The 24146-nt window shown below is 73.1% G+C and carries 22 protein-coding genes; 14 read left to right on the top strand and 8 right to left on the bottom strand.

All coding sequences use genetic code 11. The features are described from left to right. Positions 1–36: 36 nt before the first annotated feature. On the bottom strand, positions 37–399 hold the full coding sequence (locus V9U70_RS13745) for a DUF1844 domain-containing protein (RefSeq protein WP_336675154.1): 363 nt from the start codon (positions 397–399) through the stop codon (positions 37–39). Between the two features lie 330 nt (positions 400–729). On the opposite strand from V9U70_RS13745, the gene infC reads away from it, so the two are divergent. The 7 genes from infC to pheT all read left to right on the top strand — a co-directional run bounded on the left by infC (position 730) and on the right by pheT (position 8331). Next, a complete protein-coding gene (infC, locus tag V9U70_RS13750) occupies positions 730–1458 on the top strand; it encodes a translation initiation factor IF-3 (RefSeq protein ID WP_336675156.1) in 729 nt (242 codons plus the stop codon). A gap of 120 nt (positions 1459–1578) precedes the next feature. Then, positions 1579–1773, top strand: a complete 195-nt coding sequence (rpmI, locus tag V9U70_RS13755; protein WP_336675158.1) for a 50S ribosomal protein L35 — start codon at positions 1579–1581, stop codon at positions 1771–1773. Positions 1774–1880: 107 nt separating this feature from the next. Beyond that, positions 1881–2264, top strand: coding sequence for a 50S ribosomal protein L20 (rplT, locus tag V9U70_RS13760; RefSeq protein WP_003970214.1), 384 nt, complete (start codon positions 1881–1883; stop codon positions 2262–2264). Between the two features lie 121 nt (positions 2265–2385). Continuing rightward, positions 2386–3231: a TrmH family RNA methyltransferase gene (locus V9U70_RS13765; protein WP_336675160.1), complete on the top strand. Its 846-nt coding sequence runs from the start codon at positions 2386–2388 to the stop codon at positions 3229–3231. A 173-nt stretch (positions 3232–3404) separates the two neighbouring features. Then, positions 3405–4562, top strand: coding sequence for a sensor histidine kinase (locus V9U70_RS13770; protein WP_336675161.1), 1158 nt, complete (start codon positions 3405–3407; stop codon positions 4560–4562). A 116-nt stretch (positions 4563–4678) separates the two neighbouring features. Then, positions 4679–5818 carry a phenylalanine--tRNA ligase subunit alpha gene (gene pheS / locus V9U70_RS13775; protein WP_336675163.1) on the top strand — a complete coding sequence of 380 codons (1140 nt, stop codon included), beginning with the start codon at positions 4679–4681 and terminating at the stop codon, positions 5816–5818. After that, complete coding sequence (gene pheT, locus V9U70_RS13780) at positions 5818–8331, top strand: phenylalanine--tRNA ligase subunit beta (RefSeq protein WP_336675165.1); 2514 nt, start codon at positions 5818–5820, stop codon at positions 8329–8331. Before pheS ends, pheT begins: the two co-directional genes overlap by 1 nt. A gap of 302 nt (positions 8332–8633) precedes the next feature. Here pheT and V9U70_RS13785 read toward each other — a convergent pair whose 3' ends face one another. After that, the gene (locus tag V9U70_RS13785) at positions 8634–9494 is read right to left on the bottom strand and encodes a 3-hydroxybutyryl-CoA dehydrogenase (protein ID WP_336675167.1); all 861 of its coding nucleotides are present in this window, start codon (positions 9492–9494) and stop codon (positions 8634–8636) included. A 197-nt stretch (positions 9495–9691) separates the two neighbouring features. Between V9U70_RS13785 and V9U70_RS13790 the strand changes: the two genes are divergently transcribed. Beyond that, positions 9692–10972, top strand: coding sequence for a glycoside hydrolase family 10-like protein (locus V9U70_RS13790; RefSeq protein WP_473828695.1), 1281 nt, complete (start codon positions 9692–9694; stop codon positions 10970–10972). Positions 10973–11050: 78 nt separating this feature from the next. Here the strand turns inward: V9U70_RS13790 and V9U70_RS13795 are convergent, their stop codons facing one another. Then, positions 11051–11260: a DUF1918 domain-containing protein gene (locus tag V9U70_RS13795; RefSeq protein ID WP_336675171.1), complete on the bottom strand. Its 210-nt coding sequence runs from the start codon at positions 11258–11260 to the stop codon at positions 11051–11053. Between the two features lie 47 nt (positions 11261–11307). Next, positions 11308–12327 carry a DMT family transporter gene (locus V9U70_RS13800; protein ID WP_336675173.1) on the bottom strand — a complete coding sequence of 340 codons (1020 nt, stop codon included), beginning with the start codon at positions 12325–12327 and terminating at the stop codon, positions 11308–11310. Here V9U70_RS13800 and V9U70_RS13805 point away from each other — a divergent pair. Together V9U70_RS13805 and V9U70_RS13810 are read left to right on the top strand one after the other, a co-directional pair. After that, positions 12326–13810 carry an aminotransferase-like domain-containing protein gene (locus tag V9U70_RS13805; RefSeq protein ID WP_336675174.1) on the top strand — a complete coding sequence of 495 codons (1485 nt, stop codon included), beginning with the start codon at positions 12326–12328 and terminating at the stop codon, positions 13808–13810. The genes V9U70_RS13800 and V9U70_RS13805 overlap by 2 nt on opposite strands. Positions 13811–14109: 299 nt before the next feature. Beyond that, positions 14110–14607, top strand: coding sequence for a peptidylprolyl isomerase (locus V9U70_RS13810; protein ID WP_336675175.1), 498 nt, complete (start codon positions 14110–14112; stop codon positions 14605–14607). Positions 14608–14720: 113 nt separating this feature from the next. Here V9U70_RS13810 and V9U70_RS13815 read toward each other — a convergent pair whose 3' ends face one another. Further along, positions 14721–15113, bottom strand: a complete 393-nt coding sequence (locus V9U70_RS13815; protein ID WP_336675176.1) for a DUF5997 family protein — start codon at positions 15111–15113, stop codon at positions 14721–14723. Positions 15114–15171: 58 nt separating this feature from the next. On the opposite strand from V9U70_RS13815, the gene V9U70_RS13820 reads away from it, so the two are divergent. Both V9U70_RS13820 and V9U70_RS13825 read left to right on the top strand, forming a co-directional pair. Further along, positions 15172–15966, top strand: coding sequence for a LysR family transcriptional regulator substrate-binding protein (locus tag V9U70_RS13820; RefSeq protein WP_336675177.1), 795 nt, complete (start codon positions 15172–15174; stop codon positions 15964–15966). A gap of 117 nt (positions 15967–16083) precedes the next feature. After that, positions 16084–17394 carry a hypothetical protein gene (locus tag V9U70_RS13825; RefSeq protein ID WP_336675178.1) on the top strand — a complete coding sequence of 437 codons (1311 nt, stop codon included), beginning with the start codon at positions 16084–16086 and terminating at the stop codon, positions 17392–17394. A gap of 119 nt (positions 17395–17513) precedes the next feature. Here the strand turns inward: V9U70_RS13825 and V9U70_RS13830 are convergent, their stop codons facing one another. The 3 genes from V9U70_RS13830 to V9U70_RS13840 form a co-directional block, all read right to left on the bottom strand. Next, positions 17514–18839: an SPFH domain-containing protein gene (locus tag V9U70_RS13830; protein ID WP_336675179.1), complete on the bottom strand. Its 1326-nt coding sequence runs from the start codon at positions 18837–18839 to the stop codon at positions 17514–17516. Then, positions 18836–20545 (bottom strand): SPFH domain-containing protein, encoded by a 1710-nt coding sequence (locus tag V9U70_RS13835; RefSeq protein WP_336675180.1) that lies wholly within the window; start codon positions 20543–20545, stop codon positions 18836–18838. The genes V9U70_RS13830 and V9U70_RS13835 overlap by 4 nt, the downstream gene beginning before the upstream one ends. A 653-nt stretch (positions 20546–21198) precedes the next feature. Then, positions 21199–21753, bottom strand: a complete 555-nt coding sequence (locus tag V9U70_RS13840; RefSeq protein ID WP_336675181.1) for a helix-turn-helix transcriptional regulator — start codon at positions 21751–21753, stop codon at positions 21199–21201. Positions 21754–22154: 401 nt separating this feature from the next. Here V9U70_RS13840 and V9U70_RS13845 point away from each other — a divergent pair, with 401 nt between their 5' ends. Beyond that, positions 22155–22859: a hypothetical protein gene (locus tag V9U70_RS13845; protein ID WP_336675182.1), complete on the top strand. Its 705-nt coding sequence runs from the start codon at positions 22155–22157 to the stop codon at positions 22857–22859. A gap of 9 nt (positions 22860–22868) precedes the next feature. After that, positions 22869–24143, top strand: coding sequence for an FAD-dependent oxidoreductase (locus V9U70_RS13850; RefSeq protein WP_336675184.1), 1275 nt, complete (start codon positions 22869–22871; stop codon positions 24141–24143). Positions 24144–24146 lie beyond the last annotated feature (3 nt).

The following is a 24146-nucleotide window of genomic DNA, read 5'->3' on the forward strand; positions in this document are numbered from 1 at the left end:
GGGCTCTCTCGCGACGGAACGGGGAGGGGTGGACGATCAGCCGTAGACCGGCCCGGTGTACTTCTCGCCGGGGCCCTGGCCGGGCTCGTCCGGCACCAGCGAGGCCTCGCGGAAGGCGAGCTGGAGGGACTTGAGGCCGTCGCGCAGCGGGGAGGCGTGGAAGGTGCTGATCTCCGTGGCGCTCGCGTCCAGCAGCCCGCCCAGGGCGTGGACCAGCTTCCGGGCCTCGTCGAGGTCCTTGTGCTGCTCGCCCTCCTCGGTCAGGCCGAGCTTCACGGCGGCCGCGCTCATCAGGTTGACGGCGACCGTCACGATCACCTCGACCGCGGGGACCTCCGCGATGTCGCGGGCCATGTCGTCGAAGCCGGGGTTCTCACTGCTGGGGGTCGCGTCACTCATGTCCCACACGATAAGGCCAGGCTGCGGCCCTCCCGTCCGCGGGAGGGACCCCCGCCGGAAGGCGAGGCACAGGATTAGCGCCCGCGCGGACAGGCTGCTAACCTTGTGTAACGACCGGCCGGACACCTATGTGCCCGGCCCACAAGTGGAGGCTCCGATCTCCCACCTGGTCGCCCCTGCGGGGCGGCGGGTCACCGGTCAGGCGGCGACCATCGTTCCGTACGGACGATGGAGCCGCCCGATAGCCCCGCGGCTCACCGTGGCGGTGTTCCGGTAGTTCTGGAGCCCTGCCTGTGTCCCGTCCGGGGCCTTTTTGTGCTTCCGGCTCGGTTGGTCTTACACAACAGACGTTACGCGGCTGTCCGCCAGGCGGTCGCGTGGTGCTACCGAGGAGGATCCATCAGCGCCGAGCCCCGCATCAACGACCGGATTCGCGTTCCCGAGGTCCGACTTGTCGGTCCCAGTGGCGAGCAGGTCGGGATTGTTCCGCTTGCCAAGGCCCTGGAACTCGCACAGGAGTATGACCTCGACCTGGTCGAGGTGGCGGCGACAGCCCGTCCGCCCGTGTGCAAGCTCATGGACTACGGGAAGTTCAAGTACGAGTCGGCCATGAAGGCCCGTGAGGCGCGCAAGAACCAGGCGCACACGGTCATCAAGGAGATGAAGCTCCGGCCGAAGATCGACCCGCACGACTATGACACCAAGAAGGGTCACGTCGTCCGGTTCCTCAAGCAGGGCGACAAGGTCAAGATCACGATCATGTTCCGTGGTCGTGAGCAGTCCCGCCCCGAACTGGGCTTCCGACTGCTTCAGCGTCTCGCTTCGGACGTCGAGGACCTCGGCTTCATCGAGTCGAACCCGAAGCAGGACGGCCGGAACATGATCATGGTTCTGGGCCCGCACAAGAAGAAGACCGAAGCCATGGCCGAGGCCCGCGAGGCCCAGGCCGCCCGCAAGGCCGAGCGTCAGGGCCCGAGTGACGCCGCGCCCGAGAGCGGCACCGCCGAGGCTCCGGCCGACGCGCCCGAGGCTTCGGCCGAGACACCTTCCGAGGCGTGACCGCGGGAGCCGCCATCCAGGCGGCTCCGGGTCCCCCCGGAATTCCCATAGAGATCTGACGCCCCTGCTCCCCGGTGCCCGCACCGCGAGGGGCGCCACTGACGAGGAGAGAACGGCGCGATGCCGAAGAACAAGACGCACAGCGGTGCCAGCAAGCGCTTCAAGATCACCGGCTCCGGCAAGGTGCTCCGCGAGAGGGCCGGCAAGCGCCACCTTCTCGAGCACAAGTCGTCCAAGAAGACCCGCTCGCTGACCGGCACGGTCGTCATGGCTCCGGCCGACGCCAAGAAGATCAAGAAGCTTCTCGGCAAGTGAGGTCCGGCCTCCGGCCCCCGCCGGAGGCACGACCTCGATCACACCGGGACCAATTCGTTTCCGGGCCGTGTGAGGACCACCACGGCCCCGCTACAAGGAGTCAACAAGTGGCACGCGTCAAGCGGGCAGTCAACGCCCACAAGAAGCGCAGGGCGATCCTCGAGGCCGCCAGCGGCTACCGCGGTCAGCGCTCGCGTCTGTACCGCAAGGCCAAGGAGCAGGTCACCCACTCCCTGGTCTACAACTACAACGACCGCAAGAAGCGCAAGGGCGACTTCCGTCAGCTGTGGATTCAGCGCATCAACGCCGCTGCCCGCCAGAACGGCATGACGTACAACCGCCTCATCCAGGGTCTGAAGGCCGCCAACATCGAGGTGGACCGCAAGATCCTGGCCGAGCTCGCGGTCAACGACGCCAACGCGTTCGCCGCCCTCGTCGAGGTCGCCCAGAAGGCCCTCCCGAGCGACGTCAACGCCCCGAAGGCCGCCTGATCCAGGCACGACCTTCCAGGTACGCGAACCGGACCCGCAGGCGCACACCGCCTGCGGGTCCGGTGCGTTGCCCCGCCCCCCGCACCGCCACAGCCGTACGCAGAGAGGCTCGCCGCCGACCATGGGCACCCCCGAACTGATCTCGCCGCGTTCCCCGCGCGTCGCCGCCGCACGCCGGCTGGCCAGACGGAACTTCCGCGGCAAGGAGCGCAGGTTCATCGCCGAGGGACCCCAGGCCGTGCGCGAGGCCGCCGCCCACCGGGGGAGCGGCGGCGAGTCGACCCTCACCGAGCTCTTCGCCACCCCGGAGGCCGCCGACCGGTACGCCGACATCGTCGCCGCCGCCCACCGGGCCGGCGCCCGGGTGCACCTGGCCGACCGCGACGTCCTCGCCGACGTCTCCCAGACCGTCACCCCGCAGGGCCTGATCGGCGTGTGCCGGTTCCTGGACTCGCCGTTCCAGGAGATCCTCGCGGCCAAGCCCGCCCTGGTGGCCGTGCTGGCCCATGTGCGCGACCCCGGCAACGCCGGCACGGTCCTGCGTTGCGCGGACGCCGCGGGCGCGGACGCCGTGGTCCTGACCGACGCGTCGGTCGACCTCTACAACCCCAAGTCGGTGAGGGCCTCGGTCGGCTCCCTCTTCCACCTGCCCGTCGCCGTCGGCGTCCCGGTCGAGCAGGCCGTGCGGGGGCTCCGCGACGCCGGGGTGCGCATCCTCGCCGCCGACGGGGCCGGGGCCGACGACCTGGACGACGAGCTGGACGCGGGCACCATGGGCGGCCCCACCGCCTGGGTCTTCGGCAACGAGGCCTGGGGGCTGCCGGAGGAGACCCGCGCGCTCGCCGACGCCGTCGTCCGGGTGCCCATCCACGGCAGGGCGGAGAGCCTCAACCTGGCCACCGCCGCCGCCGTCTGCCTCTACGCCTCCGCCCGCGCCCAGCGCCCGCGCCGCGCCCCCGACGCGTAAGCGGGAGACGGCCCGAGGGCTCGCCGCCGGACGGTTGCGGCCCGGCGCGTGCCCGGCTCGCCGGCGTACCCCCGTCGCGCGCCCCCGCAGGGTGTCGCCGGTTCCCTGACGCCTAGTAAGGTGACGAACTCGGGGGCCCACTGCACCGGTTCGAGAGGTGGGGATACGGGAGAATGGCTGTCGGCATGAGCTCGCCGCGTCCGGCGCACACCGCTGCGGAGCGCGCCGCGAGCAGGGAACCGGACCGGCGGGCGATCGATCCGGACGGCTCCGGCTTCGGCGTCGACCCCGACGATCTTCCCGACGGCCTCGTCGTCGCCGACGAGAGCGGACACGTCGTCTGCTTCAACGCCGCCGCGGTCCGCATCACCGCCACTCCCCGCACCGAGGCGATCGGCCGCCCCCTGGAGACCGCCCTCCCGCTGGAGGACCTCAAGGGCAAGCGGTGGTGGCCCCTGACCGACCCCTACGGCGGTCTCGCCATCCGCAACGGCCAGCCCGAACGCAATCTGCTGCTCCCCGGCGGTCGCGAGGTCCTCGTCTCGGCGCGCTACGTGCGCGAACGGCCCACCGGCCCGGTGCGACGGGTGGTGGTCTCGCTGCGCGGCACAGAGGCCCGCCGCCGTACCGAACGCAGCCACGCCGAGCTGATCGCCACCGTCGCCCATGAGCTGCGCTCCCCGCTCACCTCGGTCAAAGGTTTCACCGCCACCCTGCTCGCCAAGTGGGAACGGTTCACCGACGACCAGAAGCGGCTGATGCTGGAGACCGTGGACGCGGACGCGGGCCGGGTCACCCGGCTCATCGCCGAGCTGCTCGACATCTCCCGGATCGACTCCGGCCGCCTGGAGCTGCGCCGCCAGCCCGTCGACATCGCGGCCGCCGTCGCCCGCCACATCCAGGCGCTGACCGCGGGCGGCCAGGCCCCCGGACGCTTCCTCGTCCGCGCCCGGGGACCGCTGCCCGAGCTGTGGGCCGATCCCGACAAGGTCGACCAGGTCCTCGGCAACCTCCTGGAAAACGCGGTGCGCCACGGCGAGGGAACCGTCACCATTGAGATCGCCCCGGCGCCCGCACCGGGGGAGACCGACGAGACGGGAACGGCAGTCACCGTGAGCGACGAAGGCCCCGGCATCCCCGAGGAGTCGATGAGCCGCGTCTTCACCCGCTTCTGGCGGGGGAGCAAGCGCGGCGGCACAGGCCTGGGCCTCTACATCGTCAAGGGCATCGTCGAGGCGCACGGCGGGGCCATCACCGTCGGCCGCGGGCCCGGCGGAGGGGCCGAGTTCCGATTTATCCTGCCCGTGAGCGCCCCCGCCTACCTGGCGTGAGCAGCCCGCGGGCCTCCCGACCGTCCTGCGGCCTTTAGACTCGACCTTTGGCACTTTTGCGTCCTCCAGTCGTCGAGCGGGGTCGCGCCACCAGCCAATCGGAAGCACGGGAAGAGATGTCGGCACCGAACAAGTCGTACGACCCAGTAGAGGTCGAGGCACTGAAACCGGAAGAGATCGAGCGCCTGCGGGACGAGGCGTTCGCCGCCTTCGCCGCCGCCGGCGACCTCGACGCGCTCGCCCAGGCGAAGACCGCGCACACCGGTTCCACCTCGCCGCTGTCCCTCGCCAACCGCGAGATCGGAGCCCTGCCCCCGCAGGCCAAGGCCGAGGCGGGCAAGCGCGTGGGCCAGGCCCGCGGCGCCGTCTCCAAGGCGCTCGCCGCCCGGCAGGCGGAGCTGGAGGCCGAGCGCGACGCCCGGGTGCTCGTCGAGGAGGCCGTGGACGTCACCCTGCCCTACGACCGCACCCCGGCCGGCGCCCGCCACCCCCTGACGACGATCATGGAGCGCGTCGCGGACGTCTTCGTCGCCATGGGCTACGAGATCGCCGAGGGCCCGGAGGTCGAGGCGGAGTGGTTCAACTTCGACGCCCTCAACTTCGTGCCCGACCACCCGGCCCGCCAGATGCAGGACACCTTCTTCGTACAGGGCGCCACGCCCGACGGGAAGGCGACCGAGGGCGACGAGTCCGGCGTCGTGCTGCGTACGCACACCTCGCCGGTCCAGGCCCGCTCCCTGCTGGAGCGCAAGCCCCCCGTCTACGTGGTCTGCCCCGGCCGGGTCTACCGGACCGACGAGCTGGACGCCACGCACACGCCGGTCTTCCACCAGATCGAGCTGCTCGCCGTCGACGAGGGCCTCACCATGGCGGACCTCAAGGGCACCCTCGACCACATGGTCCAGGCGCTCTTCGGACCGGACATGAAGACCCGGCTGCGGCCGAACTTCTTCCCGTTCACCGAGCCGTCCGCCGAGATGGACATGGTCTGCTACGTCTGCCGCGGCGAGTCCGTCGGCAACCCCGACCGCCCCTGCCGCACCTGCGGCAGCGAGGGCTGGATCGAGCTGGGCGGCTGCGGCATGGTCAACCCCAAGGTCCTCACCGCCTGCGGCGTCGACCCCCGGAAGTACAGCGGATTCGCCTTCGGGTTCGGCATCGAACGGATGCTGATGTTCCGCCACAACGTCGAAGACATGCGAGACATGGTCGAGGGTGACGTCCGGTTCACCCGGCCGTTCGGGATGGAGATCTGATGCGCGTCCCGCTTTCCTGGCTGCGGGAGTACGTCGACCTGCCGGCGACGGAGACCGGCCGTGACGTACAGGCCAAGCTCGTCTCCGTGGGCCTTGAGGTCGAGACCGTCGAGCAGATCGGCTCGGGCCTCAAGGGCCCCCTGGTCGTCGGACAGGTCCTGACCATCGAGGAGCTGGAGGGCTTCAAGAAGCCCATCCGCTTCTGCACCGTCGACGTCGGCTCCGCCAACGGCACCGGCGAACCGCAGGAGATCGTCTGCGGCGCCCGCAACTTCTCGGTCGGCGACAAGGTCGTCGTGGTCCTCCCGGGCGCGGTGCTGCCCGGCGACTTCGCGATCGCCGCCCGCAAGACGTACGGCAAGACCTCGCACGGCATGATCTGCTCGACCGACGAGCTCGGCATGGGGGACGACGGCGCCCACGGCATCATCGTGCTGCCGCCGGAGCACGAGGTCGGCACCGACGCGATCGAGCTGCTCCAGCTCGTCGACGAGGTCCTCGACATCGCCGTCACCCCGGACCGCGGCTACTGCCTGTCGATGCGCGGCGTCGCCCGCGAGACCGCCATCGCCTACGGACTGCCGCTGCGCGACCCGGCGCTCCTGGACGTGCCCGCGCCCAACGCGTACGGCTACCCGGTCCGGATCTCGGAGCCGTCCCGCTGCGACCGCTTCACCGCCCGCACCGTCACCGGCCTCCAGCCGGAGGCGCGCTCGCCGATCTGGTTGCAGCGACGCCTCCAGAAGGCCGGGATGCGGCCGATCTCGCTGGCCGTGGACATCACCAACTACGTGATGCTGGAGCTCGGCCAGCCGCTGCACGCCTACGACCGCACCCGGGTCGAGGGGCCGATCGGCGTGCGCCGCGCCCAGCAGGGCGAGAAGCTCACCACGCTCGACGGCGCCGTGCGCGTGCTGGACGCAGAGGACCTGGTCATCACCGACGACCGCGGGCCCATCGGTCTCGCGGGCGTCATGGGCGGCGCCGACACCGAGATCGCCGACGCGGACGGCGAGTCCGTCCTCACCACCGAGGTCGTCATCGAGGCCGCGCACTTCGACGCGATCTCGATCGCCCGCACCGCGCGCCGCCACAAGCTGTCCTCCGAGGCGTCCAAGCGCTTCGAGCGCGGCGTCGACCCGCAGGCCGCCGCCGCTGCCGCGCAGCGCACCGTCGACCTGCTGGTCCTCCTCGCGGGCGGCACCGCGGAGGCCGGGGTCACCGAGATCACCGCTCCCTTCGCTCCGCGCACCATCGCCATGCCGGCCGACCACCCGGACCGGGTCGCCGGAGTGGACTACGGCCGCGAGACCGTCGTACGCCGCCTCCAGCAGGTCGGCTGCGACGTATACGGGCAGGACGAGCTGATCGTCACCGTCCCGTCGTGGCGGCCCGACCTGCACGAGCCGAACGACCTCGCCGAAGAGGTCATCCGGCTGGAGGGCTACGAGAACCTGCCCTCCACCCTGCCGACGCCCCCCTCCGGCCGAGGTCTCACCGACCGCCAGCGCCTGCACCGCCGCATCGGTCGCGTGCTGGCCGGAGCCGGATACGTCGAGGCGCTGAGCTACCCGTTCACCGGCGACGCCGTCCTGGACCAGCTCGGCCTGGAGGCGGACGACGAGCGCCGCCGCACGGTGAAGCTCGTCAACCCGCTCTCCGACGAGGAGCCGGCGCTGCGCACCACGCTGCTGCCGGGCCTCCTGGGCGCACTGCGGCGCAACGACGGCCGCGGCAGCCACGACCTCGCGCTCTTCGAGACCGGTCTCGTCTTCCGGCCGACCGGCTCCTGGACGCCGGCCGTCCGGCTGCCCGTCGACCGCCGGCCCACCGACGAGGAGATCGCCGGTCTCGACGCGGCCCTGCCGCATCAGCCCCGCCGTGCCGCCGTCGTCCTCGCGGGTGCCCGCGAGCAGGCCGGCTGGTGGGGCAGGGGCACCCCGGCGACCTGGGCGGACGCCGTAGAGGCCGCCCGCTCGATCGCGGGGGAGGCCGGCGTCGAGGTCGTCGTCCGCGCCGACCAGCACGCCCCGTGGCACCCGGGCCGCTGCGCCGCGCTGTACGTCACCGTGAACGGCGAGGAGACCCTCTTCGGGCACGCGGGCGAACTCCACCCGCGCGTCATCAAGGCGCTCCACCTGCCCGAGCGGACCTGCGCCGCGGAGGTCGAGCTCGACGTGCTGGAGCAGGCCGTCGACGGAGCGCTCCAGGCGCCGAGGATCTCCACCTTCCCGGTGGCGACCCAGGACGTCGCCCTCGTCGTCGCCGAGGACGTCCCGGCCGCACAGGTGGAGCGGGCGCTGCGCGAGGGCGCGGGCGAACTCCTCGAATCGCTGCGGCTGTTCGACGTCTTCACCGGCGAGCAGATCGGGGCGGGCAACAAGTCCCTGGCGTACGCGCTGCGCTTCCGCGCCGCCGACCGCACGCTGACCGTCGAGGAGGCCTCGGCCGCCCGCGACACCGCAGTCGCGCTCGCCGCCGAACGCACGGGCGCGGTGCTGCGCGGGGCGTAGTAGCTGCGAGGGCGCTGAGAAGGGGCGTACCCGGTCACCGGGTACGCCCCTTGCCCTGTTCCGGCGGGCAACGCGGGGACCGCGCGCCGGTCCGGGCCCTGCTGTTCACCCGGCCGCCGCGATGGCCGGGCGCGCGCGGGACGGAGCCCCGCCGGCCGCGCGACCGGCTGCGGCAGGCCCCGGGGACAGCGGGCGGTGAGCGGCTGCGATGACACCGCGCGGCCCGCCATGGAGCACCGCACGCGCCAGGACATGCCAGGAGCCGGCCCCGGGGCGCCCGGAACCGGCTCACGTGGGGGGCATCAGGCGTAGGGGTAGAAGCCCGATCCCGTCTTCCGGCCCAGCCGCCCCGCGTCCACCATCCGCTGGAGCAGCGGGGGAGCGGCGTACAGCGGCTCCTTGTACTCGGCGTACATGGAGTCGGCGACCGAGGCCACGGTGTCCAGCCCGATCAGGTCCGCGAGCTTCAGCGGCCCCATGGGGTGGGCGCAGCCCATCTCCATGCCGTTGTCGATGTCCTCACGGCTGGCGATCCCCGACTCGAACATCCGGATCGCGGAGAGCAGATACGGGATCAGCAGCGCGTTCACCACGAACCCGGACCGGTCCTGGGCGCGGATCGCGTGCTTGCCCAGCACGTCCTGGACGACGGCCTCGGCACGCGCGATCGTCTCGTCCGACGTGGTCAGCGCCGGGATCAGCTCGACGAGCCTCTGCACGGGGGCCGGGTTGAAGAAGTGGATGCCGATGACCTGATCCGGGCGCGAGGTCGCGACGGCCAGCTTCACCAGCGGGATGGAGGAGGTGTTGGACGCCAAGATCGCGTCCTGCCGGGTCACCACCTGGTCGAGCACCTGGAAGATCTCCGTCTTGACCTGCTCGTTCTCCACGACGGCCTCGATGACGAGATCGCGGTCGGCGAACTCCCCGAGGTCGGTGGTGAAGCTCAGGCGCCCCAGGGTCTCGTCCCGCTCCTCATCGGTGATCTTGCCGCGTTCCGCGGCCTTGGAGAGGGAGTTGTGCAGGCGGGTGCGGCCGATCTCCAACGCCTCGCCGGTGGTCTCGGCGACCATCACGTCGAGGCCGCTGCGCGCGCACACCTCCGCGATGCCTGCGCCCATCTGGCCACAGCCCACCACTCCGACGCGTGCAATGTCGGCCATAGAGTCCGTCACCTCGTGCCTTTCGCTGTTCGTATCGCAGGGTCCCGTGTGATTCCGGTGCCCGCCCCGACGCCACGACGTTACTCCGCGCGCCGACGCGGACCGCCCGCGGGTCAGGACGGCTACGGGTGGGCATGATGCGATGACGCACAGCTATCGGGGCCGGGTGCGGGAACCGAGGAACGAGGTCGAGCGGAATGCGGCGTACAGGTGTGGCGAGAAGGGCCTTCGTGCTGAGCGCGGCCGGTCTGCTGGCGGCGATGGCGTCCGGCGAGGCGGCCGCCGTCCCCGCGGCGGCGAAAGGGGGCGGCGGACGGCGCGCGGCGGGCGGGGGGCAGGTGCGCGGCATGTGGATCGCGACGGTCGCGAACCTCGACTGGCCCTCCGCGCCCGGGCTGACGGCGGCGCGGCAGGAGGCAGAGCTGATCGCGTATCTGGACCGGGCCGTGGACCTGCGGCTGAACGCGGTGGTGCTCCAGGTCCGGCCGACGGCCGACGCCCTGTGGCCCTCGCCCTACGAGCCGTGGGCCGCCTGCCTCACCGGGACGCAGGGCCGGGACCCGGGCTGGGACCCGCTCGGCACGGCGGTGCGCGCCGCGCACGCCAGGGGTCTGGAGCTGCACGCCTGGTTCAACCCGTACCGGGTCGCGAACCACACCGACCCGACCCGCCTCATCCCCTCCCACCCGGCTCGGCAGCACCCGGAATGGGTCGTGCCCTACGGCGGGAAGCTGTACTACAACCCGGGGCTACCGGAGGTCCGCGACTTCGTCCAGGACGCGATGCTGGACGCGGTGCGCCGCTATGACATCGACGCCGTGCACTGGGACGACTACTTCTACCCCTATCCGGTGGCCGGCCAGGACTTCGACGACGACGCGGCGTTCGCGCGGTACGGCGCGGGCTTCGCCGACCGGTCGGCCTGGCGGCGTGACAACACCGACCAGCTGGTGCGCCGGACGGCGGAGCGCATCCGCCGGATCAAGCCGCGCGTGCGGTTCGGCATCAGCCCCTTCGGGGTCTGGCGCAACGCCTCGACCGACCCGCTGGGCTCGGACACCCGGGCGGGCGTGCAGACCTACGACGACCTGTACGCCGACACCCGCTCGTGGGTCCGGCGGGGCTGGATCGACTACATCTGCCCGCAGATCTACTGGAACATCGGATTCCCCGCTGCGGACTACGCCAAGCTCCTCTCCTGGTGGAGCGAGACCGTCCGGGGCACCGGCGTCGACCTGTACGTGGGGGAGGCGCTGTACAAGGCGGGCGACCCGGCCCAGCCCGACGCCTGGCAGGACCCCGCAGAGCTCTCCCGCCACCTCACCCTCGCCCAGAGCCACGACGAGGTGGGCGGCCACGTCTTCTTCTCCGGCCGCAGCGTGGTCGCCGACCGGATCGGGGCCATGCGGCGTGTGGTGGCCGACCACTACGGCGACCGGGTCCGGCTCCACCCGCGCCGGGGGCGCCCCTCGCGGTGAGGCAGGCCGTGGCGGCCGCCCGCGGACGCTCCGGCCCCGGCTCCCGGCCGCGAGAGCCCGCGACCCCGGCCGTGCGGCCTACTGCGGTGGTCGGCCCTTCGGCGCCTCGATGTGCTGGACGACGCTGTCGGGGCCGGGGGACATCAGGGACTCGTGGCCGTCGGGGAAACGGAGCCGGAAGGGCGGAGCGCCCCCGTCCCCGAGCACTTCGACGATCTCCGCGACCCGGTCGTGCTGCCCCACGGTCCTGCCGTGCATCAGCAGCCGGTCGCCCGCGTGTGCTTCCATCGGGAGTGCCTCCTCACTGGGCGAGAGGGTGATCCGTACAAACCAGTCTATGTCCGTACGGGCCGGGCTTCCCCCGCTGGGCGGCGGCCCGCCCGCTGGGTGGCGGCGATGCAGAGGAGGACCGCCGCGGCCGCGACCGGAGCCGCCGCCGACACCTCCTCGCCGAGCAGGAAGAAGGACCACACCAGCGTCAGCAGCGGCTGGGCGAGCTGGAGCTGGCTGGCGCGGGCGACACCGATCGCGGCCATGCCCCGGTACCAGACGTACAGCCCGAGGAAGGTCGACACCGCGGCCACCCAGACCAGGCCGACGACGCCCCGCGCGGTCAGGCCGACCGGTTCGAGCGACAGGGCCACCGCGCCGCCCGCCACCGCGAGCGGCAGGCACAGGACCAGGGCCCAGCCGATGACCTGCCACCCCGGCATCGACCGGGCCAGCCGCCCGCCCTCGGTGTACCCGGCCGCGCACACCAGCAGCGCGCCGAAGAGGTACAGATCCCCGGTGGCCAGGGTGCCGCCGCTCTCCCGCACGGTGAAGGCGATCACCGCGGCGGCCCCGGCGACGGCCGCGATCCAGAACGTGCGCGAGGGCCGCTCCCCGGTGCGCAGCGACCCCAGGACCGCGGTGGTCAGCGGCAGAAGGCCCACGACCACGGCCGCGTGCGAGGTGGTGGAGGTCTCCAGAGCCAGCGTCGTCAGCAGGGGGAACCCCACCACCACCCCGCCGCCCACCACCGCGAGCCCGGCCCAGTGGCGACGCGCGGGCAGCGGGACGCGGGCGGCCAGCAGCACGCCGCCCGCGATCAGGGCCGCGAGCACCGACCGCAGGGAGACCAGGGACCAGGGGCCGAAGCTCTCCAGGCCCCACGCGGTGGCCGGGAAGGTGAGCGAGAACGCGACGACGCCGAGTCCGGCGAGGGCGGCGCCGCCCCGTCCGGCCGGAGTTGCCGCCTGGCCCCGCCGGCCGCCCCGTCCGCCGCCCGGAGCGTCCGAGACCGGTGGTGGAGTGGCCGTGTAACCCCGGACCGCTATCGTGGAAGTTTGGGTAGCGCTACTCTTCGTTCTCATGCATCAGCGTAGCAGCGTCACCGAACTGGTCACTTCTCTCCGTGCGGACCTCGACCGCTACTCCCCAGGTGGAAAGCTGCCGTCCAGTCGCGTGCTCGTCGAGCGGTTCCGCGTCAGTCCGGTCACGGTCTCCCGTGCCATCGCCCAGCTCGCGGCCGAAGGGCTCGTCGTCACCCGGCCCGGCGCGGGGGCCTTCCGGGCACAGCCCCGTACGGAGCCGTCCGCCCCCGGCGACACCTCGTGGCAGGAGGTGTCGCTGAGCGGCGACGGCGGGCCCTCGGCGGTGCCGCGCACCGTCGACGCCTCCGGTGTGCTGGTCACCCTCGCCGCCCCGCCGCCCGGCGTCATCGAGTTCAACGGCGGGTATCTCCACGCTTCGCTCCAGCCCGAGCGGGCGCTGTCCGCGGCCCTGGCCCGCGCCGGCCGCAGGCCCGGCGCCTGGGGGCGCCCCCCGACGGACGGGCTGCCGGAGCTGCGGTCCTGGTTCGCCCGGGAGATCGGGCCCGCGGTGACCGGGGCCGACGTCCTGATCACCGCGGGGGGCCAGAGCGCGCTGGCCACCGCGCTGCGCGCGCTCGCCCCGCCCGGGGCCCCGATTCTCGTGGAGTCGCCCACCTACCCGGGGATGCTCGCCGTCGCCCGCGCCGCCGGACTGCGCCCGGTCCCCGTCCCGATGGACGCCGAGGGGGTCAGGCCACAGCTGCTCGCCGACGCGTTCCGCGCCACCGGAGCCCGCGTCTTCGTCACCCAGCCGCTCTTCCACAACCCCACGGGGGTCACGCTCGCGCCCTCCCGTCGGCCCGAGGTCCTGGCCATCGCCCGCGCGGCGGGCGCGTTCGTCGTCGAGGACGACTTCGCCCGGAGGCTCGTCCACGACGACGCGGGACCGCTCCCCGAACCGTTGGCCGCCGACGACCCCGACGGCGTCGTCGTCCACGTCTGCTCGCTCACCAAGGTCACCTCGCCCAGCCTCCGGGTCGGCGCGCTGGCCGCCCGGGGGCCGGTGTTCGAACGCCTGCGCGCCATCCAGGTCGTCGACAGCTTCTTCGTACCCCGTCCGCTCCAGGAAGCCGCGCTGGAGCTCGTCGGCTCCCCGTCCTGGCCCCGCCACCTGGCCGGCGTCGCGACGGAGCTGAGGCACCGCCGTACGGCCATGGCGACCGCTCTCGCCGGCGAACTCCCCGCTCTCGTCCCGCCGCACCTCCCGGCGGGCGGCGGCAGCCTGTGGCTCCCGCTCCCGGCCGGCGGCGCCGGAACGGAGACCGACGAGCCCGCCGTCGTCTCGGCCGCCCTGCGGTCCTCGGTCGCCGTCGCCCCCGGCCGTCCCTACTTCTGCGCCGAGCCCCCGGCCGGACACGTACGCCTCAGCTTCGCCGCGGTCTCCGGGCCGGCCGAGATCGCGGAGGGCGTCCGGCGGCTCCGCAGCGCGTGGGAAGGGCTGGTCGCCCGGCCCGCCGACCCGGCGGGCGGCCGCGAGGGGTGAGGGGCGAGGGCGGGGGCGGGACCGGGACAGGCGCGCCGTGCCCGTCGCACGGGCGCGGCCCACGCCCCCGGGCGGCGGCCCCGCCCGGCCGGCGCCGCCCGGATGCCGCAATGGCTCTCGGGCGCCTGACGCGCGGCGCGGGCTCCCGGGCCGCCGGAGAGCCGCCGTGCGAGAGCCCTGGTGAAGGCGGTGCGCGCCGCACTCCGGGCCTCCGTCCGAGGACGGGCGCGTCCCCGGTCCCCTCCCGAGCACCCAACCCGGGTTTCACCTGCGGTTGCCAGGAATGTGAGGATGTCACCATGACAACCAAGGTCTACTTCGACATCACCATCGACGACGCGCCCGCCGGGCGCATCACGTTCAACCTGTACGACGACGTCGTCCCCAAGACGGCGGAGAACTTCCGTGCCCTCGCCACCGGCGAGAAGGGCTTCGGCTACGCCGGTTCGTCCTTCCACCGCGTCATCCCGGAGTTCATGCTCCAGGGCGGCGACTTCACCCGCGGTGACGGCACCGGCGGCAAGAGCATCTACGGCGAGAAGTTCGCCGACGAGAACTTCACGCTCAAGCACGACCGTGTCGGCCTCCTCTCGATGGCCAACGCCGGACCGAACTCCAACGGTTCGCAGTTCTTCATCACCACGGTGCTCACCCCGTGGCTGGACGGCAAGCACGTGGTCTTCGGCGAGGTCGCCGACGAGGACGGCATGGCCCTGGTCCGCAAGATCGAGGCGCTCGGCACCCCGAACGGCCGCACCCGCGCCAAGGTCACCATCGCCGAGTCCGGCGTTCTCTGACCGACGGAGAAACGGGCGAGGGGCGTTTGAAGACCCCCCGCCCGGATACGACGAGACGCCCGGCCCACGCGATGTACAGCGTGGGCCGGGCGTCTCGTCGTACGGCGCGGCGGTCAGACGGACCGGGCGGCCCGCTCCGCGTCGCGCTCCTTGATGCGGGCGGCCTCCTTGCGGACCTCGGCCTGCGTCGCCCGCTCCTTGCGGAGCCACTCGGGCATCTCGTCCTTCAGTGCGTCGATCTGCTCGGTGGTGAGCGGCTCGCTGACCCCGCCGCGGGCGAGCCCCGCGATGGAGACGCCGAGCTTCGCCGCGACGACCGGGCGCGGGTGCGGGCCGGTGCGGCGCAACTCCACCAGCCAGGCGGGCGGGTCGGTCTGGAGGGCGTTGAGCTCGGTGCGCGAGACGGCACCCTCCTGGAACTCGGCGGGGGTGGCCTGGAGGTACACACCCAGTTTCTTCGCCGCGGTGGCGGGCTTCATGGTCTGGGCGGTCTTGTGCGACGTCATGGGTCCAGGGTATCGACCACGGGACACACCTCCGACCACCGACCGGTAGCCTGGAGCGGTGACAGGCTCGGATACCCCCTCTTCCTTCAGGCTCGCGTACGTCCCCGGCGTGACGCCCACCAAGTGGGTGAGGGTCTGGCACGAGCGGCTGCCCGGCACCCCCCTGGAGCTGGTCCAGGCCACTGCGGCGGAGGCGCCGGAGCTGCTGGCGGACGGCGGCGCGGACGCGGGGCTCGTGCGGCTGCCGGTCGACCGGAGCCGGCTGAGCGCCATCCCCCTCTACACCGAGACGACCGTCGTCGTGATCCCCAAGGACCACGTCGCGACCGCCGCGGAGGAGGTGTCCCTCGACGAGCTGGCCGACGAGATCGTTCTGCACCCGCTCGACGACGTCCTCGCCTGGGAGGCGCTGCCGGGCCGCCCCGCCGTGGAGCGCCCGGCCACCACGGCGGACGCGATCGAGCTGGTGGCGGCCGGAGTGGGCGTCCTTCTCGCCCCGCAGTCCCTGGCCCGGCTGCACCACCGCAAGGACCTCACCTACCGACCGGTCGGGGACGCCCCCGAGTCGCGCGTGGCCCTGTCCTGGCCGGAGGCGGAGGTCGCCCCCGACCTGGTGGAGGAGTTCATCGGGATCGTCCGCGGGCGCACCGTCAACAGCACCCGTGGGCGTGCGGCCACACCGCCGCAGTCGGCGGAGAAGCCGGCGAAGGACAAGGGCAGGGCCAGGGCGAACAGGGCAGGCGGCGCCGGGCGCCCGCAGGCCGGAGCCCCCCGCCGGGGAAGCGCGGGCGCGTCCCGCGGCGGCAAGGCGGCCGGCCGGAGCGGCAAGCGCGGAAAGCCCCGCGGGCGGTAGCCCCCGCGGGCGGTTCGCCCCGGGCCGTGGCCGGCCCGCCGGAACGTGCAGCGCCACTCGGCGGCGGTTCTCTCGTTGACGTGGGCAACCGCCGCCTGCCCAGGGAGCGCCCGCCCGATGTCCGACACCCGCAGTACCCGACGCCTCGGCCTCCTCGGCATGCTGCTGATCGCCCTGGCCTTCACCGGGCTCCAGCTGACCGCGGTCACCGGACGCGCCTCACCCGATACGAAGAACTACCTCTCCTACGCGCTGACCCTCAGCGGGGAGAGCCGGCACGAGGCGGGCCTGAGGGCCGTCGCGTACTCCTGCGACAGCGCGCAGCACGCCCCCTTGGACACCGTGCCCTGGACGAGCAGGAAGGCGGCCGGGGAGTCGGAGGCCGCGTGCGTACGCCGGCTGACCGCCTCCATGGCCTACTGGTCCAGCCAGGGGAACAGCTCGGGGATGACGGCGCCGTTCGCCCGCCACCGGTTCATGGCCATCTTCGAGGCCCGCCCCGGCTATCCGCTGTTCCTGGTCCCCTTCCTGGCCCTGTTCGGAACCGTTTGGGGCCTCTGGCTCGCCGGGCTGGCCGTCGCGCTGGCCGGGAGCGTCTGCGTGCTGCTCACCCTGCGCTGCGCGGGCGCGTCCCGACGAGCCGGACTGGCCGGGCAGGCGCTGTACCTCGCCCTGCCCACCGGCACGGTAGCGATGAACCCGCTGAGCGACGGGCTTTCCCTCGCCCTGGGCACGGCGGTCGTCCTCGGCTGCACGCTGCTGCTGCGCGGTCGGCCCCGCACCGGCACGGTGCTCGTCGCGGGCGCGACGGCGCTGATGTTCCTGGTGCGCTACTCGCAGGCGCTGCTCCTCGTGGCCGCCTTGGCGGCCGCCCTCGCGCCCCGATGGGTCCTGCTCCGGCGGTGCGGGGCCCCGGCGTCGCCGGAGGGCCGTGCGGCAGTCCTGTGCGCAGCCCTGGCCGTGGCCGTCTACACGGGCGCCCACCTGCTGTCCTGGCCGATGGGGCAGGACAGCGCCCAGGATCTGCTGACCCACCACTACGAACGCCCCGACCTGCCCGACCCCTGGCCCGCGTTCCTCGCCCAGGAGGGCGTCTTCTGGACGGCGTGGCTCCGACGCCAGGTGGTCTATCCCGTGCTGCCCGTCCTGCTCGCCCTCTCGGCCTGGGCGCTGTCGGGACGACGCACCCCGCTCCTCCCGCTCGCCCTGGCGGCGGCCGCGGCGGGCCTCCTCAACCAGGCCGGGCACCCGAACCTCGCCCAACTGCTCGGCCACCGGCTGATCGTGTTCGTCTGGCTGCTTCCCGTTCTGACGATCCCGCTGCTCCTGGACCGCCCGGCCCGGTCGGCGGGGAGGACGCCCGCCGGGGGCCGGGCCGACGGGGAAGCGGGCGACCGACAGGACCGCGGCGCGGGCGTGCCGCCGTGACCGGCCGCCCCTGCCCGCGGGCGGCTGCCCGGGGCCGGCCCCGGGACACACCGGCGGCGGCTCCCGGCTCCGAGGGGAGCCGGAAGCCGCCGGGTCGAGCGTGACGGGCGGGGCTCGCCTCAGCCGTCGCCGTCCCCGGCCGGCTGCCCGTCCGCGGAGGACCGCGTCGGGGCCGCGGGGAGCGACGTCATCCGCGGCAGCAGCTGCGCGGCGAGCAGGGTCGAGAGCGCCGAGGTGTCGCCGCTGCCGCCGTCGGTGCGTACGACCACCGGCTGCGGCGCCTTCGACGCCAGCTCCGCGCCCACTTCGAGGCGGCGGCGGGCCAGCTCGTACTGGAGCACCGCGCGGTTGTCGCGGTAGGCCTTGGCGAGGGCGCGCTGGGCGCGGGCCTCGTTCTCGGCGGAGATCAGACCGCTGCGACCGCGGGTCTCGATCTCGAAACGGACCCGCTGGGCGTTGGTCTCCTGCTCCTCCAGCAACTGGGCGACCTGCTCGCGGGCGTTGTTGAGCGCGGCCTTGACCTCGACGATGCGCGCGTCGCGCACCTTCTTGGCCCGCTCGATGTCCATGCCGAGGCTGTCGATGCGGCGCTTGCGGGTCAGCCCCCACTCCTGCTCGTACGCCGTGCGCTCCTTGGCGACCCGCTCCCTGGTCGCCAGGTGCTGCTGGTACTGCGTCGGCAGCTGGACGTCCGGGATGTTGGAGCCGGTGATGCGCACGCCGTAGCGCTCCAGCTGCCGGTTGAGCAGCTCCTGCATGTCGGCCACGTCCGAGCCGCGCAGGTCGTACGCCCGCTCGGTGCGCATCTTGCGGGCGCGCTGGCGGATGGCGTCCTGGACGGCGCTGGACAGCACCAGGTCGAAGTTGCCCGCGCCGATCGTGCGCACGAACCGGACCGCGTCCGTGATGCGGAACTTCAGGAAGAACTCGATCGACCGCAGCGGGACGTTCTCCTGCGTCGGGCAGGCCATGACCGGTGCGGAGTACGGGATCTCGGTGGCCGTGTCGACCACGAAGTCCACCCTCGACCAGGGGTGCCAGAGGTAGTGCCGACCGGCGTCCAGGGTGCGGGTGACCGCACCGTAGCGGGTCAGGACACCGTTGGTGCCCTGCTCGATCTCGACGATGGAGGAGCGCCACCACCACAGCGCGCCGATGACCAGGAGCAGACCGCCGGCCGCGTAGGCGAGCCCGGCGAGTGTGGCGTAGGCGAAGTCCGCCGCGCCGTCGGAGTCCGCCTCCCGCAGCGACAGCATCACGCCCGTGAGCAGCGCGAACAGGCCGAGCCACAGGGGCAGCATCCACCACAGCCTGCGCCGGTGGCGGGGGATGATGACCGGGATCAGGGTGCCGGCCTCGCCGCCGCGCAGCAGCTGGGCGATGTCGCTCCAGGGTGCCACCGCCTCGGAGATGACCGACCTGCGGTTCATACGTGCGGTACTCACTGACCGGCCTCCTCGGAGAAGTCGGGAACCTCGGACGCCTTGGCCTGCTCGGCCGTCTCCTGGCCGGTCGAGGAGGCCGCCGGTGCTCCGTCCTCGGCCGACGGCACGGTGGGCCGTTCGGCCTGGAGCAGCACCACGATCTCGTCCTCGCGTCCGGCGATGCGCTCGCCGATCGCGGTGAGCTGCCCGCGCATGGCGGCCATGTCCGCCTCGCTGAACAGCTCCTCGCCGCGCTCGCCGACCATCTCCCGGGCCAGTCGCAGGAAGTCGACCCCGGCGGCGTCGCCGTCCGCGGAGCCGCCGATGCGCACGAGGCGCGGCAGGTGGTCGGCGACCTGCTCCAGGGTGTCGAGGATCTGCTGCTGATAGCGGTATTCGAGGATCTCGGGGGCCTCGGCCGCGGTCACCGCGCGGATGTCGAGTGCCTGTGCCTCCAGCAGCGCCGCGTTGGCCTTCGCCTCGGACTCGGCCTGTACGTAGCGCTGGCGGGCCAGGGCCTGCGCGCGGTTGGTCTCGCGCTCCACGGCGGTGTCCATCTGGGCCTGGTACTGGGCGATGTCGGCGTGGATGGCGGAGAGCGTCTCGTGGCTGGTCGCCAGCTCCTTGCTCAGGTCGCCCTCGTCCTGCTCCTTGCGGAGCATCAGCGCGTACTCGTGGGTGTAGGCCTCCTTCGCCATCCGCACCATCTCCGGGGCGGCCAGGTCCATCCGGTAGTTGCGGTCGGAGGGCTCCGCGTGGGTGATGTTGGCGTTGGTCAGCTCGACCGCGGGCCGGAACTGCTGGTTCAGCTGCTCGAGGAGCCGGCCGGTGTCCTCGCCGACCATGTCGTAGATCCCGGCGGCCTCCTGCTCGTAGATGAGGCTGCGGATCGTCTCGCTCACCGCGTTGCTCAGCTTCTCCTCGAAGCCGCGTACCGCGCCGAGCGTGTAGACGAACTCGGTCGCGTCGCTGATCCGGAACTGGATGAACAGGTCGATCGAGGCCTTCACCCCGCCCTTGGTCGGCGCCTCGCGCACCGGTGCGTTGAACGGGTACTCGCGGGTGGTGTTGAGGATGTACGAGACCCGCTTCCACGGGCTGATCAGGATCACCCGGCCCGGGCCGACGACCTTCTCCAGCTTCCCGAAGCGCGTGATCAGCGCCTGGCAGCCGTCCGGGACCATCACCATGCCCTGCCGCCACCACACGAAGGCGACCGCGGCCACGGAGATCACCCAGTAGTGCAGTCCGAAGAGCGGGTTGGTCAGCGGGGAGTCGTCCACCGTCGACACGACCGCGGTGCCCACCGCGCCCAGGGCGAGCAGCGACAGCACCGGGAGCATGCTCAGGAACGAGCGGCCCTTCGGAAGCACCATCGGGCAGATCGCGTGGACCTGCTCGCCGCCCTCACGCTGCTGCTCGCTCTGGTTGAGCGCCTCGCCGGCCTCGTCGAGGGCGACCGTCTTCTGCGCCATGACCGTGGCGATGGAGCCGCCCTGTTCCCTCGCGGCCGGGAAGTCGGCGGGGTCCATGCCCTCCTCCTCCGGCGTGTGCGACTCCTCGTCGGCGTCGTCCCGCCTCCGGCCCGCCTGCCCCCGGCTCTGCGGCCGGCCGGCCGACCGGCCCGCGCGCTGCCGGACCTCCTCCTCGGCCGCCTGCCGGGGATCGGCACCGGAGGCCACCGCTGAGGCCACCCTCCGTAGGCTCTGCGCCTTGGTTTGTGCCATTGTTCCCCCTTTTCCTTGCTTTTCTCGTGGTCGTCTTGCTGGTCTGGTCCGTATGACTGGCTGGGTGCGCTGTACCCCGTGTGGGCACTCTTGATCGTGTTCCTGGTTACAGTCATCCCACACCACAGGCTGCGGCGGGAACAGGACGGCTCCGCCGATCGTGGCCGTCGCTGACGAGCCGGGTGAGAAAGGGACCCCGCAACCGGCCCCGGACGGCTCACGGGCCGGCCCCCGGGACCGCGGCGCCCGCGCCCGCTCGCCCCCTGCGCGCAGCGGTGCCGCAGGGCCGGTTCGAGGGCGGAGGCCAGGCGGGGGCGCCTGGGCCACCGAGGGCGGGACCGAGATCCTCAGCCGGTGCATGACGGTCGGAGAGGCGCGGGTCAGGAGCGCGTGGAGGGCGTTGGTCGGCGATTCCCGAAAGGGGCGGCCGACAGGCCATGACGGTGGGCTTCCCTCCCTCGACCGGCCGCGGCCCCGTCAGCGGCGTCGCCCACGAGCCCGTTCCGACTCGGGCGACGGTCGATCGACGCCATGGCACGGGACGTCCGGCAGGCCCTGGCCGGGACGTTCCTGGGACCCGCTACGCCGACCGCGTCAGTGAGCCGGGCCGGAGGAGTCGGCGTGGCCCGAGTCGAGCGCACGCGAAGGCCGGTTCACGGACCTGGCTCTCGCCTCGGCCCGCCACGTGTCTCTCCTGCCGCCCGGACCGCTCCGGACCCTCCGGGCGACTCGCGCCTGCCCCGTGGTTCGGGGGCCTCGTCCCCGGGCGGGGCGCCCGGGGCCTCTGCCCGGCCGGTGTCCGAGGCCGCGGTGAGGAAGCCCGCCATGGCCTCGGCGCGTCCGGCGACACCCAGCTTGCGGTAGACGGCGTGCAGGTTGTTCTTCACCGTGCGCTCGGTGATGCCGAGACGCCGAGCGATCGCCCGGTTGGACATCCCCGTCAGGAGCAGTGCGAAGACCTCTCCCTCGCGCGGAGTCAGGCTCCGGCGCCCCTCGGCCCCGGCCGACGGGGACGGGACGGCGAGGGGGCCGCCGCCGGCGGCCGGAGCGCGGGGAGGCCCGGGCGGCGCCGGGGCCGCTGCGCTCCCTCTCTCCAGCAGCCGCAGCATCGCGTGCAGTAATCGCTCGATCTCCTGCACGGAAGCGAGGAGTTCGCCCAGGGAATCCGGTGTGACGGAGTCGGGGGAACGGAACCGCTTGTCGGACACGCGTGCCTCCATGTGCGCGCACACCGGAAACGGCGGCGCAGGTGGTGAGCCGTCCTCGTGATCACATGCGTGGCCGGGCGATCGATCTGCCCGAGCGGCGTGAGGTTTTGTCCGCCTCTTACCCGCAGCGCTTGTCACGGAAGCGTCGGCAGCGGACCGGTCCGCCAGCGATCATTTTCGGCACTACAGAGCGACGACTTTGCCGCCGCGCTCCGCGCCAGGGCGGAATGCGATGCGCATTTCTGCGTCACCCCTGGTCAGAGGCGTCGAACAGGCCATAGGTACCGGGGACTCGTCCCAAGGTACCGGCGTTTTCACGGTGTCGGGCGAATAGGCGCGGGAACTCGGTGACGCATGCTCGAATTCCCCTTTTTATCGCAGAGTCGGGAAGGTGTTCCTCGGTGAAACTCGATTCGGCCCGCCGCGCCGATCTCCTGATCCACGCGCAGCACGAAAAGCACGCGCAGCGGCCCAACGCACTGCTCGCCCTCGCCCGGAAAGGCCCGGTGGACACCGACGTGCTGCGCCGGCTCGTCCAGGCCGACTTGTTGTGCCTGCACGCGGAGACCGTCGCTTACGCGACCCTGCTGGCCCGATTTCCCCGTGGCCCGGGCGGGGAGCTGTTCGTCCGGCTCAACGAGGCTCTGCTGCCGCGCCTCCCGCAACTGGAGCGGTGCGCCGCCGCGCTGGGTGCGGCCCCAACCCAACTGCCCTGCCCGGGCGGGTCGTTCGGCGCGTTCTCGTTCCCCGGGGCGCTGTCCTGGGTGGCCCTGCACGCCGAGCAGGCGTCCGCCGCGCTGGCGGTGCACACCGACTTCGCCGCCTACTTCCCCGCGTGCCAGGAGCTGGTGCGGCTCCTCGACGCGGCGGGCGCCGACCTGCCGGAGGAGTTCCGTACCTGCTACGGCGGCCCCCTGCCCGAGGAGCTGCTGGACCTGGCCGCCGACGTGGTCGAGGACGGCCTGGGCCACGGCGACGAGCCGGAGACGGCGACGGCGGTGGCCGACCTGCTCCGGACCAGCCTGGACGGGTTCTGGCAGTTCGCGGCCCAGGGACCGCCCGCCGCGCTGAGCGGGGCGGGCTCGCCCGCCCCGGCGGACGGGTGAGGGGTAGTGATGCGCATCGGAATCGCCGGTGGCGGGCTCGCGGGGCTCACGCTGGCCTGGCTCCTGGACGGCTGCCACGATGTCGTGCTCCTGGAGGCGCGCCCCCGGCTGGGTGGCAACGCCGAGTCGGTGCCCGCCCGGAGCGACGGGCGCACCCACGGGGTGGACCTCGGGGTCAGAGAGACCGCGCCCGGCTCCTTCCCGGTCTGGCGCCACGTCGCCACCGAGGTCGGGTTCACCGCCGAGGACCTGGTCACCGCCCCCGCCACCCGGACGCTCTCACCGGCCGGGCAGCCGGAGCCGGCCTGGGTGTCCCCGGCGGGGCCCTCCTTCGACAGCCGTCCGGTGACACCGCGGGGACCACTGCGCAGAGCCCTGGCCCGGTTCGCGACGGAGGCGGCTCGCTGGCAGGCGGAGGAGCTGAGCTGGGACGTCACGCTCGGCGAGCTGACGGAGACGTGGCCGGAGCAGGACCGCGCCCACGCGGACCTGCTGTGCGCGCTGCCCGCCTCCCTGCACGGCTGCACGGTCCAGGAGGCCCGCGGGCTGTCGGCGCGGGCGGCGGGGGCGCCGTTCGCCGGCCCGGAGCCGAGCCAGGAGCGGGCGCCGGAGGTCACCTACCTGCGCGGCGGGGCGGGAGCGCTGGTCAACGCGCTCGCCGGGGATCTGCGGGCGGCCTTGGTGCGGGTGGGCGCCCCGCTGCGCGCGGTCGCAGCGGAGGGGGAGGGGTTCGTCCTCATCGACACGGTCGGCGGCGTCCACACGGTGGACGCCGTGGTGCTGGCGCTGCCCGCGGACCGCGCCCGCGAGGTGCTCGTTCCCCTGGCCGGCGCGGAGGAACTGCGCACCGTACTGGGGGCAGTCCCTTACCGGTCCCTGACCTACGCGCTGCACCGCGACCCGTTCGGCATGCCCGCCGACCGCGCGGCATGGTCCACCACCAATACCGCTCTGCACGAGGGGTGGAGCGAGACCACCACGTGGTACGGGCCGTCGTTCGGCGCCGACCTGTTCGTCAGCCAGCTCACCCACCGCGCCGACCGGCCCCGACACGAACTGGCCCGTTCCGCCTACCGGTCCGCCCTGCCCACCCCGGAAGCGACCCGGGCCCGGAACCGGCTGGCCCGCGGCCGCGGCCGGCAGAGGCTCTTCTTCGCGGGCCACTGCACCACCCCGATCGACACCCAGGAGGCGGCGATGGCCTCCGCCGTCGCCGTGGCCGAACGACTGGCGCCCGGCGCCGACCGGCTGCGGCGGCTCCGACACGAACTGAAAGGCGGCTGAACG

Origin of the sequence: Streptomyces pratensis, assembly GCF_037137275.1 — a bacterium.
Lineage (GTDB): Bacteria > Actinomycetota > Actinomycetes > Streptomycetales > Streptomycetaceae > Streptomyces > Streptomyces pratensis_B.